The 16,135-nt window shown below is 74.8% G+C and carries 17 protein-coding genes and 1 tRNA gene; 7 read left to right on the top strand and 11 right to left on the bottom strand.

The window, feature by feature from the left end:
* Positions 1 to 37 precede the first annotated feature (37 nt).
* Complete coding sequence (locus WAB14_RS13985) at positions 38 to 286, bottom strand: cell division protein CrgA (RefSeq protein ID WP_340270679.1); 249 nt, start codon at positions 284 to 286, stop codon at positions 38 to 40.
* Between the two features lie 102 nt (positions 287 to 388).
* On the opposite strand from WAB14_RS13985, the gene WAB14_RS13980 reads away from it, so the two are divergent.
* From WAB14_RS13980 to WAB14_RS13965, 4 genes are read left to right on the top strand one after another with little or no spacing between them, the layout of a single operon-like run.
* Entirely contained in the window at positions 389 to 1,165 is a 777-nt protein-coding gene (locus tag WAB14_RS13980) for a DUF881 domain-containing protein (protein WP_340270677.1), read from the top strand.
* Positions 1,162 to 1,908: a class E sortase gene (locus tag WAB14_RS13975; protein WP_340270675.1), complete on the top strand. Its 747-nt coding sequence runs from the start codon at positions 1,162 to 1,164 to the stop codon at positions 1,906 to 1,908. Before WAB14_RS13980 ends, WAB14_RS13975 begins: the two co-directional genes overlap by 4 nt.
* Positions 1,908 to 2,084: a hypothetical protein gene (locus WAB14_RS13970; protein WP_340270673.1), complete on the top strand. Its 177-nt coding sequence runs from the start codon at positions 1,908 to 1,910 to the stop codon at positions 2,082 to 2,084. Before WAB14_RS13975 ends, WAB14_RS13970 begins: the two co-directional genes overlap by 1 nt.
* Positions 2,081 to 2,728, top strand: a complete 648-nt coding sequence (locus WAB14_RS13965) for an aminodeoxychorismate/anthranilate synthase component II (protein WP_340270671.1) — start codon at positions 2,081 to 2,083, stop codon at positions 2,726 to 2,728. Before WAB14_RS13970 ends, WAB14_RS13965 begins: the two co-directional genes overlap by 4 nt.
* Positions 2,729 to 2,771: 43 nt before the next feature.
* Here the strand turns inward: WAB14_RS13965 and pknB are convergent, their stop codons facing one another.
* The 7 genes from pknB to WAB14_RS13930 are packed head-to-tail and all read right to left on the bottom strand — an operon-like array spanning position 2,772 to position 11,359.
* The gene (pknB, locus tag WAB14_RS13960) at positions 2,772 to 4,661 is read right to left on the bottom strand and encodes a Stk1 family PASTA domain-containing Ser/Thr kinase (RefSeq protein ID WP_340270670.1); all 1,890 of its coding nucleotides are present in this window, start codon (positions 4,659 to 4,661) and stop codon (positions 2,772 to 2,774) included.
* Complete coding sequence (locus WAB14_RS13955; protein WP_340270669.1) at positions 4,658 to 5,986, bottom strand: protein kinase domain-containing protein; 1,329 nt, start codon at positions 5,984 to 5,986, stop codon at positions 4,658 to 4,660. The genes pknB and WAB14_RS13955 overlap by 4 nt, the downstream gene beginning before the upstream one ends.
* Positions 5,983 to 7,437, bottom strand: coding sequence for a peptidoglycan D,D-transpeptidase FtsI family protein (locus tag WAB14_RS13950; RefSeq protein ID WP_340270667.1), 1,455 nt, complete (start codon positions 7,435 to 7,437; stop codon positions 5,983 to 5,985). The genes WAB14_RS13955 and WAB14_RS13950 overlap by 4 nt, the downstream gene beginning before the upstream one ends.
* Positions 7,434 to 8,828, bottom strand: a complete 1,395-nt coding sequence (locus WAB14_RS13945) for an FtsW/RodA/SpoVE family cell cycle protein (RefSeq protein WP_340270665.1) — start codon at positions 8,826 to 8,828, stop codon at positions 7,434 to 7,436. The genes WAB14_RS13950 and WAB14_RS13945 overlap by 4 nt, the downstream gene beginning before the upstream one ends.
* A complete protein-coding gene (locus tag WAB14_RS13940; RefSeq protein WP_340270663.1) occupies positions 8,825 to 10,114 on the bottom strand; it encodes a PP2C family protein-serine/threonine phosphatase in 1,290 nt (429 codons plus the stop codon). Before WAB14_RS13940 ends, WAB14_RS13945 begins: the two co-directional genes overlap by 4 nt.
* A complete protein-coding gene (locus tag WAB14_RS13935; protein ID WP_340270662.1) occupies positions 10,114 to 10,626 on the bottom strand; it encodes an FHA domain-containing protein FhaB/FipA in 513 nt (170 codons plus the stop codon). Before WAB14_RS13935 ends, WAB14_RS13940 begins: the two co-directional genes overlap by 1 nt.
* 10 nt (positions 10,627 to 10,636) lie before the next feature.
* Positions 10,637 to 11,359 carry an FhaA domain-containing protein gene (locus tag WAB14_RS13930; protein WP_340270660.1) on the bottom strand — a complete coding sequence of 241 codons (723 nt, stop codon included), beginning with the start codon at positions 11,357 to 11,359 and terminating at the stop codon, positions 10,637 to 10,639.
* A 154-nt stretch (positions 11,360 to 11,513) separates the two neighbouring features.
* On the opposite strand from WAB14_RS13930, the gene WAB14_RS13925 reads away from it, so the two are divergent.
* Positions 11,514 to 11,597: transfer RNA gene (locus tag WAB14_RS13925), tRNA-Leu, on the top strand.
* A 61-nt stretch (positions 11,598 to 11,658) separates the two neighbouring features.
* Here the strand turns inward: WAB14_RS13925 and WAB14_RS13920 are convergent.
* The 3 genes from WAB14_RS13920 to WAB14_RS13910 form a co-directional block, all read right to left on the bottom strand.
* Positions 11,659 to 11,952, bottom strand: a complete 294-nt coding sequence (locus WAB14_RS13920) for a hypothetical protein (RefSeq protein WP_340270658.1) — start codon at positions 11,950 to 11,952, stop codon at positions 11,659 to 11,661.
* A 125-nt stretch (positions 11,953 to 12,077) separates the two neighbouring features.
* Entirely contained in the window at positions 12,078 to 13,109 is a 1,032-nt protein-coding gene (locus tag WAB14_RS13915; RefSeq protein ID WP_340270656.1) for a DUF389 domain-containing protein, read from the bottom strand.
* 76 nt (positions 13,110 to 13,185) lie between these two features.
* Positions 13,186 to 13,650, bottom strand: a complete 465-nt coding sequence (locus tag WAB14_RS13910; RefSeq protein ID WP_340270654.1) for an SRPBCC family protein — start codon at positions 13,648 to 13,650, stop codon at positions 13,186 to 13,188.
* 131 nt (positions 13,651 to 13,781) lie between these two features.
* On the opposite strand from WAB14_RS13910, the gene ligD reads away from it, so the two are divergent.
* Together ligD and WAB14_RS13900 are read left to right on the top strand one after the other, a co-directional pair.
* Positions 13,782 to 14,759, top strand: a complete 978-nt coding sequence (ligD, locus tag WAB14_RS13905; RefSeq protein WP_340270653.1) for a non-homologous end-joining DNA ligase — start codon at positions 13,782 to 13,784, stop codon at positions 14,757 to 14,759.
* A gap of 128 nt (positions 14,760 to 14,887) precedes the next feature.
* Positions 14,888 to 16,102: an ATP-binding protein gene (locus WAB14_RS13900; RefSeq protein WP_340270652.1), complete on the top strand. Its 1,215-nt coding sequence runs from the start codon at positions 14,888 to 14,890 to the stop codon at positions 16,100 to 16,102.
* Positions 16,103 to 16,135 lie beyond the last annotated feature (33 nt).

Genomic DNA, 16,135 nt, shown 5'->3' with positions numbered 1-16,135 from the left:
ACTTCCACCCGTGTAGTTCCCCAGGTCAGCGCGCGGATCAGCGCCAGCGCGTCGTCATGATGAACCCGGCCATCGCGATGGCGAACCCGATGCCGAGGTTCCACAGGCCGATGCCGGGGATCGGGTAGGCCTGCTGGGTGATGTAGAAGACGACGATCCAGATGAGCCCGAGGACCATGAGGCCGACCATGACCGGCACCCACCAGGAAGGGCTGGCCTTGGGGGCGCTGGACCGCTCGGGCGTGGGGGCCGCCGCCTTCTTGCGCGGCGGGGTGGACTCCGGCACGGGTGCTCCTCGGGGTGGGATGACGGGTGGCGCTGGTGCAGCCGACGGACAGACTACGGCGCCCGTGCCTCCCGGCCCTGACCTCGGGTGACAATGGGAGGGATGACGACGACCCCGCCCGCGCCCCCCGCCGCGCCCCCGCCGCGCCGCGGCATCGTCGCGCGCCTGCGCCGGCAGGGCCCGGGCATCGGCGTCGCGCTCACGCTCGCCGCCGCCGGCATGCTGTTCGTCGCGGGCGGCACGACCGCGCAGGGCACGGACCTGCGCGACGACAGCGCGGACCTCGCCGGGCTCGTCCGCGGGGAGGCGCAGGAGGCCGAGCAGGTCGCGGTCGTCGTCGAGTCCCTGCGCGGGGAGGTCGAGACGCTCGAGGAGCAGGCGGGGCGCACGGACCCCGCGCTCGAGGCCCGCCTGCTCACGACGAGCGAGGCCGCCGGCATGGTGCCGGTCACCGGCCCGGCCGTGCGGGTCGTCATCGACGACGCCGACCCGAGCAGCAACCGGGCCCAGCGCGCCCGCTCCCTCGACGACCTCGTCGTGCACCAGGAGGACGTCCAGGGCGTCGTCAACGCGCTGTGGCGCGGGGGTGCCGAGGCGATGATGCTCATGGACCAGCGCGTCATCTCCACCAGCGCCGTCCGCTGCGTCGGCAACACCCTCAGCCTGCAGGGACGGCCGTACTCCCCGCCGTACGTCGTCACCGCGGTGGGGGACGTCGCGCAGATGCAGGCCGCGCTCGAGGCGTCCGAGGCCGTGCGGACGTACCGGCAGTACGTCGAGACCTTCGGTCTCGGCTACGAGGTGAGCGTCCTCGAGGAGGCGGAGCTGCCCGCGTACACGGGGCCTCTCGAGCTGCGGCACGCCTCGGTCGTGTCGTGACCGCCGGCCGCCTCCTCGTCCGCACGACCGGCGAGCTCGTCATGACGCTCGGCGTGCTCCTCCTGCTCTTCCTCGCGTGGCAGCTGTGGTGGACCGACGTCGAGGCGGACCGGGCGCAGGCCCGCACCACCGCGGCGCTGGAGGAGCAGTGGGACGCGCTCGCGTCCGGGCAGGACGGCGCCGCGCCCGCCCGTCCCGAGCCGGCCGCCGAGCCGGACCCGGTGGCCGCCGACCCCGTGCTGGCCGCGCTGCCGAGCGAGGCCGTCGCGCTCCTGCGCGTCCCCGCCTTCGGCGACGACTACGTGCGCCCCGTCGTCGCGGGCACGGGCGAGCTCGAGCTCCAGCAGGGCATCGGCCACTACGACGGCACCGCCGGCCCGGGCGAGGTCGGCAACTTCGCGATCGCCGGCCACCGCACCACCTACGGCGCGCCGTTCAACCCCATCGCCGAGCTCCGCACCGGCGACCCGGTCGTCGTCGAGACCGCCACCGAGTTCCACGTCTACCGCGTGCAGGCGAGCCGGATCGTGCTGCCGACCGACGTCGAGGTCATCGCGCCGGTGCCGGACCGCCCGGGTGAGGAGCCGACCGAGGCGTGGCTCACCATGACCTCCTGCCACCCGATGTTCAGCGCGCGGGAGCGGTACGTCGTCCACGCCCTGCTCGAGAGCTCGACCCCGCGCGCCGACGGCCGTCCGGACGTCCTGGCCGCGGCGAGCGCGGCGACGGGCGGGGGCGCGTGATGTACGGCGCGCTCTGGCGTGCGCTGCCCGGGCCCTGGCCGGTGCGGATGCTGCAGGTCCTCGTCCTCGCGCTCGCCGTGGTCGCCGTGTGCTTCCTCTGGCTGTTCCCCGCCCTCGCGCCGTACGTCCCGTTCAACGAGCAGACCGTCACCACCTCGGAGGAGCCCGCCCCGTGAGCACCGCGACACCCGTCGACGGCCCCCGCGTCCTCGTCGTCGACAGCTACGACTCCTTCGTCTTCACCCTCGTCGGCTACCTGCGCCAGCTCGGCGCGCACGTCGACGTCGTCCGCAACGACGAGGTCGGGCCGGAGCACGCCGACTCCTACGACGGGGTCCTCCTCTCGCCGGGTCCCGGCACGCCGTCGGAGGCCGGGATCCTCGTCGCGACGGTCCGCCGGGCCGCCGAGCGCGGGCAGCCGCTGCTCGGCGTGTGCCTGGGGCACCAGGCGCTCGCCGAGGCGTTCGGCGCGACCGTCACGCACGCCCCGGAGCTGCTCCACGGCAAGACGAGCCCGGTCGTCCACACCGGGGACGGCGTCCTCGCCGCGCTCCCGTCGCCGTTCACCGCGACCCGGTACCACTCCCTCGCCGTGGTCGACGGGACCGTGCCCGACGAGCTGCGCGTCACCGGTCGCACGCCGGGCGGCGTCGTCATGGCGCTGCAGCACGTCGACCTGCCGCTGCACGGGGTGCAGTTCCACCCCGAGTCCGTCCTCACCGAGGGCGGGCACCTGCTGCTCGCGAACTGGCTCGCGGTGCTCGGCGACACCGAGGCCCCGCGCCGGGCGGAAGGCCTCAGCCCCCTCGTGCGCCGCTGAGGCGCCGGTCCCGCCGTGCGCTGCTCCCCAGCCGGTCGGAGCCTCAGCCCCCGGCGGTCGGCTCCCCCGTCGGCTCGGCGGTCGGCTCCGGCGGCCCGTCCGGGCCGTCCGGCTCCCCGGTGGGCTCCGCGGTCGGCGTCACGGTCTCCGTGACGGTCGACGGCGACGGGGCCGGCGCGACGGCCACCTCGAGGGTCACCGTGCTGCCGATGTCGAGGCGCTGACCGCTCGGGGAGCTCTGACCGATGACGGTCCCGGGCTCCTCGGGGCTGTCGACGTTCTGCGTCTCGACGGCGAAACCGGCGTCCTGCAGCGCGGCGATGGCCTCCGTCTGCGAGAGCCCCACGACGTCGGGCACCGCGTTCTGACCGCTCGCGAGGACGAGCGTGACGTCGCTGCCCTCCTCGACCGTCTGCCCGGCCTCGGGATCGCTCGACAGGACGGTGCCGCGCTCGGCGTCCGGGTCGTCCTCCTCGCTCGTGCCGGCGAACACGAGACCGGCCGCGACGAGCTGCTCGCGGGCCTCGGCCTGGGTGAGCCCGCTGACGTCCGGCACCGTGACCTCGTCGGGGCCCGTCGCGACCGTGAGGACGACCGGGGTGTCGACGGGCACGAGCGTGAGCGTGTCGGACGGTTCCGGCTCCTGGGCGACGACCTCTCCCGCCGGGGCCTCGGACTCCTCGTCCGGCTGGGTCGTGACGTCGGTGAACCCGAGCGTCTGCAGCTCCTGCACCGCGACGTCCTCCTGCAGCCCGACGACGTCGGGCATGCGGACCTCGTCGACGAGGGGCTCGTCCTCCCCGCCCGCGAACAGCCAGAACAGGACGCCGATGAGGCCGAGCGCGAGGACGACGAGCAGGACGTACAGCCACGCGCGGCGCTTCGGCTCCTCCTCCTCGTCGAGCTCGTCGCGGTACGGCGGCTGCGGGCCCGTCGGCCAGCCCGGGTCGGGCTCGCTGACGGTGCGGGGCAGGCGCTGCGTGGCGGCGCCCGCTGCGGCGGCGGGCATGAGCGCGGTCGCGGCGCCCGCGACGCCCGCGGCCGGCGGTGCGGCGACGGGCACGCCCGTCGCGACGCGGTCGAGGTCGGCGATGAAGTCGCCGGCGTCCTGGTAGCGCTCGTCGCGGCCCTTCGCGAGCGCGTGGAGGACGACGTTGTCGAGGTCCCCCGGAACCTCGGGGTTGAGGCTGCTCGGCGGCTGCGGCGTCTCCCCCACGTGCTGGTAGGCGAGCGCGAGGGCGTTCTCCCCGACGAACGGCGGGCGGCCCGTCAGCAGCTCGTAGAGCAGGCAGCCGGCGGAGTAGATGTCGGAGCGCTCGTCCACGGTCTCCCCGCGGGCCTGCTCCGGCGACAGGTACTGGGCGGTGCCGAGGACGGCGTTCGTGCCCGTCATGGTCGCGGACGTGTCGGCCATCGCCCGGGCGATGCCGAAGTCCATGACCTTGACCTCGCCGGAGTCGGTGACCATGACGTTCCCGGGCTTGATGTCCCGGTGGATGATCCCCGCGCGGTGGCTGTACTGCAGGGCGTCGAGCACGCCGGCCGTGATGCGCATGGAGTCGTCGACGTCGAGGGGCGAGGACTCCTGGAGGATCTGCTTCACCGTCCGGCCGCGCACGTGCTCCATGACGATGAACGGCTGCGGCGCCGGGTGCCCGTACGGGTCGGCAGCGGTGTCCTCGCCGGTGTCGTAGACGGACACGATCGACGGGTGGTTGAGCGAGGCCGACGACTGCGCCTCCCGCTTGAACCGTGCCTGGAACGACGGGTCGCGCGCGAGGTCCGTCCGCAGGAGCTTGACCGCGACGGAGCGCCCCAGGCGCGAGTCGCGGGCGGCCCACACCTCGGCCATGCCGCCGCGACCGATCTGCTCCGTCAGCTCGTAGCGACCGCCCACGAGGCGGGCGCCGCCAGGCGTCGTCTGATCCGTCATCGTCCGTCCTCGTCGTGCGTCCGGTGGAGCGAGCGTGTCACAGGGTCGTGGGTGGCCGCGGCGTCCGCGCCGTCCGGCAGACCCCCGTCCAGCAGCCCGAAGGCACGGAGGAGGGTGACGAGCAGCAGCAGCGCGACCAGCGCGATGAGCGCCACGAGCGGGGGCCGCAGCGCCCGGCGCGGGCGCCGTCCCACGCGCGGCGGCGGCCGGCGCGGCACCACCCGGTGCGCGACCGGTGGGACGGCGGGCGGGGCGTCCGTGTCCCTCGCCGGTGCCGTCCGGCCGGGTGCCTCGACGACCGGGACCGGACGGGTCGGCGGGAGCGAGGGTCGCGCGGGCTCCGGGGGCGTGCGCCTGGGCGCGGGCCCACCCGGGCCCCGCCACCCCGCGCCGCCGGCTGCCGCGCCCGCGGCGCCCGACCGGGCGGGTGCCGTCGGCCTGTCCTCCGCCCAGCCGCCGCTGCCGGGCTCGTCGAGGCCGCGACCCTCGCCGAGCGCCCGCAGCCGCTCGGCGAGCTCGGTGACGTCCGGGCGCTGGGCCGGGTCCTTGCGCAGGCAGCGGGCGACGGTCGCGCGCATGCCGGCGGGCACGGCCCCCGGTCCGCTGCCCGGGAGCGCGGGCACGGGGTCGTGGACGTGGGCGCGGGCCACGTCGGCCGCGCTGCCGGTGAACGGCGGCTGTCCGCTCAGCAGCTCGTACGCGACCACGCCGAGGGAGTACACGTCCGAGGCCGTCGTCGCGCGCTGCCCGCGCGCCTGCTCCGGCGACAGGTACTCCGCGGTGCCCATGACGAGCCCCGTGCGGGTCACGGGCACGGCGTCGGCGGCGCGGGCGATGCCGAAGTCGGTGACGCACACGTGCCCGTCGCTCTCGACGAGGTTCGCGGGCTTGACGTCGCGGTGGACGAGCCCGATCCGGTGCGCCGCGGCGAGGGCGTCGGCGACCTGTGCGAGCAGGGCCGCGACCTCGACCGCCGGCAGGGGTCCGCGCTCGGCGAGGACCTCGGACAGGGGCCGCCCGTCGAGCAGGTCCATGACGAGGTACGCCGTCGCGACCTGCTGCGTCGCGGTCGACCCGTCCTCCCCGTAGTCGTGGACCGCGGCGACGTGCGGGTGCCGGACGGACGCCGCGTGCCGCGCCTCCCCGCGGAAGCGCTCGAGGAACCCGGCGTCGTCGGCGAGCTCGGGGCGCAGCACCTTGACGGCGACGTCGCGGTCGAGGCGGTCGTCGTGGGCCCGCCACACCTCGCCCATGGCCCCGACGGCCACCTGGTCGAGCAGGCGGTAGCGACCGGCCAGCACGCGGCCGGGACCGGGCGCGCTCATCGGGCCAGCACCGCCTCCATGACGGCGCGGGCGACGGGGGCGGCCACCCGCCCCCCGCTGGTCTCGCTGCCGAGGTCGCCGCCGTTCTCCACGACCACCGCCACGGCGACCTGCGGGTCGTCGGCCGGCGCGAACGAGGTGAACCACGCGTGCGGGTCGGTGTCGTTGCCGGTCTGCGCCGTGCCGGTCTTGCCCGCCACCTGCACACCGGGGATCTGCGCCGCCGTGCCGGTGCCGTCCTCGACGACCGACACCATCATGTCGGTGAGCGCCGCGGCGGTCTCCGGGGAGAACGCCGTCGACAGCGGCTCCGGCTGGATGTCCTCGACGACCTGCAGGTCCGGGCCGCGGATGCTGCGGACGAGCTGCGGGGTCATGACGAGGCCGTCGTTCGCGACCGCCGCCGACGTCATCGCGATGTGGATCGGCGCGACGCGGACGTCGAACTGCCCGATCGCCGCCTGCGCGCTCTGGGGGGCGTTGAGGTCGCCGGGCACCGTCGCGGGCGTCACGGGCAGCGGGATGTCGAGGTCGGCGAGGTAGCCGATCTCGGCGGCCTGCTCGCGGATGGCCTCCGCGCCGAGGTCGATGCCGATCTGGCCGAAGGCCGGGTTGCACGAGGTCCGCATGGCGTCCGCGAGCGTCGTCGTGCCGTCGGCCTCGCACGGGCGGCGGCCGTAGTTCGGGAGCGTGGCGTCGGTGAGCGGCAGGTCGAGCTCCGCCCCACCCGGCAGCTCGGTCTCCGGCGTGTAGTCCCCGGACTCCAGCGCCGCCGCCGCGGTCACGATCTTGAACACCGACCCGGGCGGGTAGAGCCGTCCCGACAGCGCCCGGTTCTCCAGCGGCCGGCCCTCGTCGGCGTTGAGCTCCTCCCACGCCTCGCGGACGTCACCGAGGTCGTGCGACGACAGCCGGTCCGGGTCGTACGACGGGCTCGACACCATCGCGAGGACCCGGCCCGTCGCCGGCTCGAGCGCGATGACGGCGCCACGCTGGTCGCCGAGCGCCTCCGCCGCGGCCTGCTGCACGGCCGGGTCGAGGGTGAGCTGCACGGACCCGCCGGACGGGTCCTCGCCCGTGAGGATCTGCCCGATGCGGCTGTAGAAGAGGGCGTCGGCGGTGCCGGCGAGGACGTCGTTGTTCGTCCGCTCGATGCCGCTTGTGCCGTAGACGATCGAGTAGTAGCCGGTGGCGTGGGCGTACAGGGGCCCCGCCGGGTACTCGCGGAGGAACCGGTAGTCCCCGCCGACCTCCGTGCTCACCGCCACCGGGTCGCCGCCCACGACGATGGGGCCGCGCTCGCGGCCGAACTCGCGGTAGACCTCGCGGACGTTGCCCTGCCCGGCGGAGATCTCCCCCGCGTTGACGAACTGCACCCACGTCGTCGACAGCAGGAGGCTGCCGAGCAGGAGCGCGACGACGACCGACAGGCGGCGCAGCGGCCCGTTCACGGCAGCCTCACCACCTGCGTCGGGTTCTCGTCCTGCGGCGACAGCGCAGGGGCGGGCGCGCCCGGGCGGACCGGGAGGTCGGGGCGGCGGGCGAGGTCGGAGACGCGGAGGAGGAGCGCGACGACGAGCCAGCTGCCGAGCAGCGACGAGCCGCCGTACGCGAGCAGGGGCATCGTGAGGCCGGTGAGCGGGATGAGGCCCGTGACCCCGCCGGCGACGACGAACACCTGGAGCGCGATCGAGAACGCGAGGCCGGCGGCGAGGAGCTTGCCGAAGCCGTCCCGCACCCCGATGGCCGTCCGCAGCCCCCGCTGGACGAGGATCCCGTAGAGCACGAGGACGGCGAACAGCCCGGCGAGCCCGAGCTCCTCCCCGAGCGAGGCGACGATGAAGTCGCTCTCGGCGAAGGGCACGATGTCGGGGCTGCCGCGCCCGAGGCCCGTGCCGAGCAGCCCGCCGTCGGCCATGCCGTACATGCCCTGGACCACCTGGTACGACGGGCCGGTGACGAGCTCGGGGTCGAAGGGGTCGAGCCACACGCGCACGCGGTTGCGGACGTGGCCGAACAGCTCGTACGCCACGAGGCACCCGGCGACGAACAGTCCGAGGCCGATGACGATCCACGACACCCGCTCGGTGGCGACGTAGAGCATCGCGACGAAGATCCCGAAGAAGAGCAGGGACGTCCCGAGGTCCCGCTCGAAGACGAGGATCCCGACGCTCGCGACCCACGCGACGAGGATCGGACCGAGGTCGCGGGCGCGCGGCAGGCGCAGTCCGAGCACCTTCGGCCCGACGAGGGACAGGGTGTCCCGGGCGACGACGAGGTAGCCGGCGAAGAAGACGACGACGGCGATCTTGCCCAGCTCGGCGGGCTGGAAGGTCGTGACGCCGAGGTCGATCCAGATGCGGGCGCCGCGGACCTCCTGCCCGAGCCCCGGCACGAGCGGGAGGAGGAGCAGCACGAGGCCGACGACCATGGCGGTGTACGTGTACGCACGCAGCCGCCGGTGGTCGCGCAGCACGACGAGCAGCGCGCCCGCCGCGACGATCCCGATGGCGGTGGCGCCGAGCTGCCGGACGGCGAAGGAGGTGTCCTCCGCGAGGTCGAGCCGGTGGATCATGACGAGCCCGATGCCGTTGATGAGGAGGGCGATCGGCACGAGGACGGGGTCGGCGTACGGGGCCGCGACGCGGATGACGACGTGGAGGGCGAGGCCGAGGCCGAGCAGGCCGCCGCCGATGGCGAGCAGCCGCACCGGGAGCATGCCGTCGACCGCGAGTCCGACGAGGGCGTAGGCGGCGCACGACACCGCGACGGACACGACGATGAGGAGGAGCTCGAAGCCGCGCCGGGTGCCGGGCGAGAAGGCCGTGACGACCGTCGTCATCCACTCACCCCCGCCGTGGTCGCGGGGCTCGGGGCGGTGCCCTGCGTCGGTTCGGTGGTGGGGCTGGCGGCGGGGGTCGAGGCCGGCGGCTGCTGGCGCAGCCCCTCCGCCTTGGCGCGGGCGTCGTCGAGACCCCGCGCGGTGATGCCCTCGGAGACGGGCTCCTGCTGGTACGACGGCAGCTGGTCGACGGCGATGTCCGTGGTCTCGACGACGCTCGACAGGCTGATCGGGCCCAGGTCCTGCGGCAGCCCGCGGTACACCGCGACCACGTCGTCGCCGTCGTCGCCCTCGGCGACGCCGACGAAGTACTGCTGCTGCGACCAGGCCCAGGCGCCCCACACGGTGCCGCCGAGGCCGGCGACGAGCACCGCGACGACCACCCAGAACACCCACCGGCGTCCGTGCGGGCCGTCGTCGTCGTCCTCGTCGTCGCCGGCGTCGCGGGTGAGGGCGGCCGCGCGCTGAGCGGGGGTGTCCCCCGGTCCGGCCGCCGCCGCGCCCCGGGTCCGCTTGGCCGCGGCGCCGACGACCTGGGGGGCGGTCGACGGCGGGTCGTCGAGGTCGACGACGTCCGCGACGACGACGGTGATGTTGTCCTGGCCTCCGCCGCGCAGGGCGAGGCGGAGGAGGTTGTCGGCGGTCGTCGCGGGGTCGTCGCCCGCGGCGAGGGTGTCGTGCAGCGTCTCGTGGGACACGAAGCCCGACAGCCCGTCGGAGCACAGCAGCCACCGGTCGCCGGGACGGCCCTCGCGCACGGACAGGTCGGGCTCGTCGCCGTGCTCGCCCGTGAGGACGCGCATGACGACGTTGCGCTGCGGGTGGTTCTCGGCCTCCTCCGCGGTGATGCGGCCCGCGTCGACGAGGCTCTGGACGTACGTGTGGTCGACCGTCACCTGGACGAGCTCGCCGTCGCGCAGCAGGTAGGCGCGGGAGTCGCCGATGTGGGCGAGGATGAGCCGGCTGCCGGTGCGGAGCAGGGCCGTGACGGTCGTGCCCATGCCCGCGAGCTCGGGGTCGTCGCTCGTGCGGCGCTGGAGCGCCTCGTTCGTGCGGCGCAGCACGCCGGCGAGGCGGGACTGCGCCTCGCCGCTGCTCAGCGCCTCGCCGTCGAGGGCGGCGAGCTCCCCGACGGCGAGGGAGGAGGCGACGTCCCCGCCGGCGTGCCCGCCCATGCCGTCGGCGACCGCGAGCAGGTGGGGCCCGGCGTAGCCGGAGTCCTGGTTGTTGGAGTACCGGCCGAGCCCGATGTCGCTGCGGGCGGCGTAGCGGAGGGCGATCGACACTAGGCCCTCAGCTCCAGGACCGTCCGGCCGATCCGGATCGGCACCTTGACCTGCAGCGCGACCGGGCCCTGCACCTGCTCCTTCCGGACGTACGTGCCGTTGGTGGAGCCGAGGTCCTCCAGGACCCACTGCCCCTCCTGACGGGAGATGCGGGCGTGCCGGCCGGAGGCGTACTCGTCGTCGATGACGAGCGTGCAGTCCGCGGCCCGCCCGATGGTGATGGCGGACGTGCCGAGCGTGATCGTCGTGCCGCGCAGGGAGCCCTCGGTGACGACGAGCTGGCGGGGCAGCGAGGGCTGGCGCGGCTGGGCGGGCTGGGCCGGCTGCGACGGTTGGGGCTGGGCCGCGGCCTGCTCGCGGCCGCGTGGCGCGCGGGCCGGCTGCCGCGGCTGGCGCACGGCCACGCGGGTGCCGTAGAGGTCCCCGCGGAGCACGCCGACGACGCCGAGGACGAAGAGCCACAGCAGCACGAGGAGCCCGAGCTGCAGGACGGTGAGGGTGAGCTCGCTCATGCGGCGGCGGTCACCCCGCGTCCCGGACGACCACGCGGCTGTGGCCGACGAGGACGCAGTCGCCGACCTGGAGGGCCTGGTGACCGACGGGCTGCTCGCTGCCCGGGGGGGAGCCGGCGGGCAGCAGCAGCGTGCCGTTGGTCGAGCCGAGGTCGAGGACGGACAGGACGGTGCGACCGGGGCCGGTGTCGACGCGCAGCTCGCAGTGGCGCCGCGAGACGCCGGAGTCGTCGAGGACGATGTCGGCGTCGCTGCCGCGGCCGATCGTCGTGACCGGTCCGGTGAGGACGTACGCGCGACCGTCCACCTCGATGACCGGTCGACCGCCGGTGGCGGTGCGGCTCGTCGCCGGCGCGACGGCGCCCTTGACGGTCTGGCTCGAGACGTCGAAGAGGCCGACCTCGAGGTCGTCGGCGCGGTCGAGGACGACGGTCACGGGGCCGACGAAGGCGTAGCGCTGCTTGTCGGCGTGCTCCATGAGGGAGGCGGCGAGCTCGTCGGCGAGGGCGTCCTCCCACTCGGCGAGGCGGTCGTGGTCCTCGCCGCTGAGCGTGACGGTGAACGCGTTCGGCACGAGGGTGCGACCGCGGCCGAGCACCGCGGCGCGGTCGTCGAGCTCACGGCGCAGCGCGGAGGCGATCTCCACCGGCTGCACCTTGGACTTGAACGTGCGGGCGAAGACGCCGTTGACGGCGCGCTCGACGCCTCGTTCGAACTTGTCGAGCAGGCCCATGGCCGGGCCACCTCCTCTCGCTCGCGCGGGCACGACTGGGGACCGGACGTCGCCCGGCCGTCCCCGAGGGTACCGGCGGGACCTCCGGGCCACCGTACGTGCCGGGCGCGCGGCCGTCGGGGCGACCACCCGACCCGTGTACGCTTCCCTTTGCGCGCGAGTGGCGGAATAGGCAGACGCGCACGGTTCAGGTCCGTGTGCCCGAAAGGGCGTGGGGGTTCAACTCCCCCCTCGCGCACGACAGAGGACAGGGCCCACGACGCGTGCGTCGTGGGCCCTGTCCGTGTCCCTGGTGGTGCTCAGGGCTCGAGCGTGGCCTCCAGGTCGGAGAGCTCCTCCGTCGCCTCGGGGTCGAACTCGACCTCGGTCTCGGTCTCGGTCACCTCGACCTCGACCTCCTCCTCGTCGGTCCGGGTGACCGTGGCCGTGGGCTCGACCGTCAGCTGCTCCTCGACGACCTCGGTCTCCGTCTCGGTCGAGACCTCGGTGACCTCCTCGACCACCGTGCCCTCGCCGACCTCGTCGCCGCAGGCTGCGAGGGCCAGGACGAGTGCGGCGCCGAGGGCGGCGCCTGCCGTGGGGGTGCGCTTCATGGCTGGTGCTCCCTTCCGTTGCGTGCGGGTCCCTCTCCGGCTACCCGACACGGGGGTGGACAAACAGGACGAATCGCCCGGGAGGGTCACGATCGCGCAACGGTGGGGCGCCCCCTGGCGAGGGCTCAGCCCGCGCCGATCTCCCCAGCCGGGAGGCGCCGTCCCTGCGTCGTCTCCACGACGACCTCGAACGGCGGCAGCCACCCCACCTCGCCGAGCCGCACCACGAGGTCCCCGAGGTCGGGCGGTTGGTCCGGCGTCCGGATGCTGACGACGAGCGTCGGTCCCACGAGCTCGACGTCGGTCACCTCGGTCTGGGGTGCGGGCGCCGCCCACTCCTCCGCGACGCCCCGAACGCGCGCGAGGGCCACGTCGAGGGCGACGGCCACCGCGGTGTTGACCGTGAGCACCGTGGTGACGACGACGAGGAGTCCGCCGATGGCGGCGTAGGCGCGCCTGCCTCCGCGCGCCTCCGCGCGGCGCCCGACGTGGAGCGCCGCGAAGACGAGAGTGCCGGCGAGCACGAGCGCGAGCAGGTTCGACACGAAGAGCAGGAGCGCTCCGAGGGCGAGGTCGCTCCGACCCTGTCCGAGGCACACCCCGACCACCGCGAGCGGGGGCACGAGCGAGATGGCGATGGCGACGCCCGGCAGGACCGCGGCGACGTCCTTGCGCGCGAGCCCCACCGCTCCCGCGAAGCCGGTGGCGATCGCGGCGACGAGGTCGAGCAGACCCGGGGAGACTCGCCCGGACACCTGCCCGTTCCCGGCGAGGTCGTACGTGTCGGGCAGCGTGAGCGTCGAGGACGCGCCCACCGCGACGACGAGGACCACGCCGAGAGCGACGGTGAGCAGCGAGTGGAGGGTGACGGTCCGCTCGAGCCGTGCGATGCCGAGCGCCGCTCCCATGATCGGCGTCGACAGCGGCGCGATGATCATCGCGCCGATGACCGTCGCGGTGGAGTCCGCCAGCACGCCCGCCGTGGCGATGACACCCGACAGCAGGAGCATCGTCCAGAACGCCGACCGCTTGCTGCCCGGGTCCCCGCGCGACAGGTCGAGGTCGTCGGCGAGGTCGTCGAGGCTGCGCCGCTGCCGGGGCGGCAGGACCACGTCGGTCGCCCTCGCGCGCCACGACCGCCGGGTCGGCACCTCCACGGCCGGAGCCTGGCACGCGGGGTCCTCCGGAGCCGGGAGGCGTGGCCGCAGCGGGCGGCTGCTCGGCCGGCCTCTCTCAGCCGGTGGCGGCGCCCCGCTCCGCGGCGGCGGCGATGTCGTCGAGATCGGCACGCAGCGCCTTCTCGACGGAGCGGGTGGCGAGCGGGGCGGTGAGGGCGCCGAGCACCTTGGCCACCCTCGTCGTCGGGCGGCCGCCGAACGTCATCGTCGCCTCCGTCGCCCCCTCGCCGGCCGGGGCGAAGGAGAACGTCGAGAGGTAGTGGACCCCGCTGCTCGTGGCCTCGACCGTGTACGAGCGGCCGGGGTCGACGGCGGAGACCGTCATCTCCTCCGTGGCCGAGCGGCCGAACATCGTCCGTGTCTCGCGCCATCGCGTGCCGACCCCGAACGGTCCCGGGGTGAGGACCTCCACGGCGTCGATGCCGCGGACGACCTGGGGGGCGGACTCGAGGTCCGTGGCGATCCGCCACACCTCGTCGACGGGTGCCTGCACCCGCCGGTGCACCTCGACGTCGGACATGGCCGCTCCTCTCTCTCGGGTACCCACCATCGTGGCAGGGCGGGCTGGGCCTCGAGCGGCTCGCCGTCGCGCACCGGACGGGTGGTGTCGCCTCGGGTGTCGCACGCGGCGCCCGGGCGTAGGTTGCCGGTGTGGCGGGCTCGTCCTCCAAGGCGCCGGCGGTCGAGATCGACGTCGACGGGCTCACGGTGCGGTTGTCGAGCCCGGACCGGGTCTACTTCCCCGCGCGCGGGGAGACGAAGCTCGACCTGCTGCAGTACTACCTGTCGGTGGGCGACGGCATCGTCAACGCCCTCCGCGAGCGGCCCTGCATGCTCCACCGCTTCCCCAAGGGCGTCGCGGGCGACAAGGTCCACCAGAAGCGCGTGCCCGCCGGCGCACCGCCGTGGGTCGAGACCGTCCGGGTGTTCTTCCCCCGCTGGAGCCGCACCGCCGACGAGCTCTGCGTCACGCACGTCGCGCAGGTCGCGTGGGCCGTCCAGATGTCGACCGTGGAGTTCCACCCCTGGAACAGCCGCCGTGCCGACACCGAGTCCCCCGACGAGTGGCGCATCGACCTCGACCCCGGGCCGCTGTGCGACTGGGCGACGGTCCGCCGCGTCACGCGCGTCGTCCACGAGGTCCTCGACGACCTCGGCGCCGTCGGGTTCCCCAAGACCTCCGGCGGCAAGGGCCTCCACGTCTACGTCCGGATCCCGCCCACGCACGGCTTCACGGACGTCCGCCGGGCCGCGCTCGCCTTCGCCCGCGAGGTCGAGCGCCGAGCGGGCGACGACGTCACGACGGCGTGGTGGCGGAAGGACCGCGACCCCTACGCGCTGTTCGTCGACTACAACCAGAACGCCCGCGACCACACGATCGCCGCGGCCTACAGCGTCCGCGGCAACCCCGAGGGCACGGTGTCGACGCCCGTGCGGTGGGACGAGGTCGACGTCGTCGAGCCGGGCGACTTCACGATCGCGACCGTGCCGGCCCGCTACGCCGAGCTCGGCGACCTGCACGCCGACATCGACGACCACGTGTTCGACATCGCCCCGCTGCTGGAGTGGGCGGAGCGGGACGAGCGCGAGGGGGCGGAGACCCCGCCCGAGCCCGACCCCGCACCCTGACCGGTCGATGGCCACGTATCGGGGTCTCTCCGCCAGAGGCTAGACAGCAGTAGAGAGACCACGACACGCCGATCGCTGTCTCTACGCACCTCTGCGGTGAGGGCTAGACGCGCGAATACCGTCCTGGCATGGACCCCGTCCGCAACCCCTACGCCCCCGGCGCCGGCCAGCGCCCGCCCGAGCTCGCCGGCCGCGACGGCGAGCTCGAGGCCTTCGAGGTCCTCCTCACCCGCGTCGGACGCGGCCGCCCGGAGCGCAGCATCGTCCTCACGGGGCTCCGCGGCGTCGGCAAGACGGTCCTGCTCAACACGCTGCGCTCGCAGGCCGTCCGCCGTGGCTGGGGGACGGGCAAGGTCGAGGCGCGGCCCGGGCAGTCGCTGCGGCGCCCGCTCGCCGCAGGGCTCCACCTGGCCGTCCGCGAGCTCGGCGCGCCCGCGAGCGAGACCGAGCACGTCCTCGGCGTTCTCAAGTCGTTCGCCCTGCGCCACCACGACGGCGACACCAAGGTGCGCGACCGCTGGCAGCCCGGCATCGACGCCCCCCTCGTGCCCGGCCGCGCCGACTCCGGGGACATGGAGATCGACCTCGTCGAGCTGCTCGTCGACATCGGCGGGCTCGCGGGCGACTGCGGCAAGGGCGTCGCGGTCTTCCTCGACGAGATGCAGGACCTCGGCCCGGACGACGTGTCGGCGCTGTGCGCGGCCGCCCACGAGATCAGCCAGGCAGGGCTGCCGTTCGTCGTCGTCGGTGCCGGCCTGCCGCACCTGCCCGCGGTCCTGTCGGCGAGCAAGTCGTACAGCGAGCGGCTGTTCCGCTACGTCCGGATCGGGCGGCTCGACCGGGAGGCCGCCGACCGTGCGCTCACCGCCCCGGCGAAGGAGGAGGACGCGGAGTTCACCCCCGACGCCCTCGACGCGATGTACGAGGCGACGGCCGGCTACCCGTACTTCGTCCAGGAGTACGGCAAGACCGTGTGGGACGTCGCGACGACGAGCCCCGTCACGGCCGACGACGTGCGGGTCGCCGTGCCTCGCGCCGAGTCCGAGCTCGCCGTCGGCTTCTTCGGCTCCCGCTACGAGCGCGCGACGCCGGGGGAGCGGGAGTACCTGCGCGCCATGGCGGACGTCCTGGCGCAGCAGGAGACGGCGCTCGACGGGCCCGGCGACCCGGACCAGGCCGTCCCGACCGCCGCGGTCGCCGCGGCTCTCGGCCGCAAGCCGCAGTCGTTGTCCCCGGCCCGCGACGCGCTGCTGAAGAAGGGGCTCGTGTACAGCGCGGAGCGCGGTCTCATCGCCTTCTCGGTGCCGCACTTCGGCCGGTACCTGCGGCGTCAGGACGGCTGAGGCCCACGGAACGGGGGCCGGCAGACCGAACCG

It is taken from the genome of Aquipuribacter nitratireducens (assembly GCF_037860835.1).
Classification (GTDB): Bacteria; Actinomycetota; Actinomycetes; order Actinomycetales; family JBBAYJ01; genus Aquipuribacter; species Aquipuribacter nitratireducens.
Note: the sequence above shows the minus strand (reverse complement) of the source record. Positions and strands in the feature narration are given on the sequence as shown.

Bases quoted from the DNA above. Each gene is read 5' to 3' on its own strand.
- WAB14_RS13980 (WP_340270677.1), top strand. From the start codon at position 389: ATGACGACGACCCCGCCCGCGCCCCCCGCCGCGCCCCCGCCGCGCCGC.
- WAB14_RS13970 (WP_340270673.1), top strand. From the start codon at position 1,908: ATGTACGGCGCGCTCTGGCGTGCGCTGCCCGGGCCCTGGCCGGTGCGG.
- pknB (WP_340270670.1), bottom strand. From the start codon at position 4,661: ATGACGGATCAGACGACGCCTGGCGGCGCCCGCCTCGTGGGCGGTCGC.
- WAB14_RS13955 (WP_340270669.1), bottom strand. From the start codon at position 5,986: ATGAGCGCGCCCGGTCCCGGCCGCGTGCTGGCCGGTCGCTACCGCCTG.
- WAB14_RS13945 (WP_340270665.1), bottom strand. From the start codon at position 8,828: ATGACGACGGTCGTCACGGCCTTCTCGCCCGGCACCCGGCGCGGCTTC.
- WAB14_RS13935 (WP_340270662.1), bottom strand. From the start codon at position 10,626: ATGAGCGAGCTCACCCTCACCGTCCTGCAGCTCGGGCTCCTCGTGCTG.
- WAB14_RS13930 (WP_340270660.1), bottom strand. From the start codon at position 11,359: ATGGGCCTGCTCGACAAGTTCGAACGAGGCGTCGAGCGCGCCGTCAAC.
- WAB14_RS13920 (WP_340270658.1), bottom strand. From the start codon at position 11,952: ATGAAGCGCACCCCCACGGCAGGCGCCGCCCTCGGCGCCGCACTCGTC.
- WAB14_RS13910 (WP_340270654.1), bottom strand. From the start codon at position 13,650: ATGTCCGACGTCGAGGTGCACCGGCGGGTGCAGGCACCCGTCGACGAG.
- WAB14_RS13900 (WP_340270652.1), top strand. From the start codon at position 14,888: ATGGACCCCGTCCGCAACCCCTACGCCCCCGGCGCCGGCCAGCGCCCG.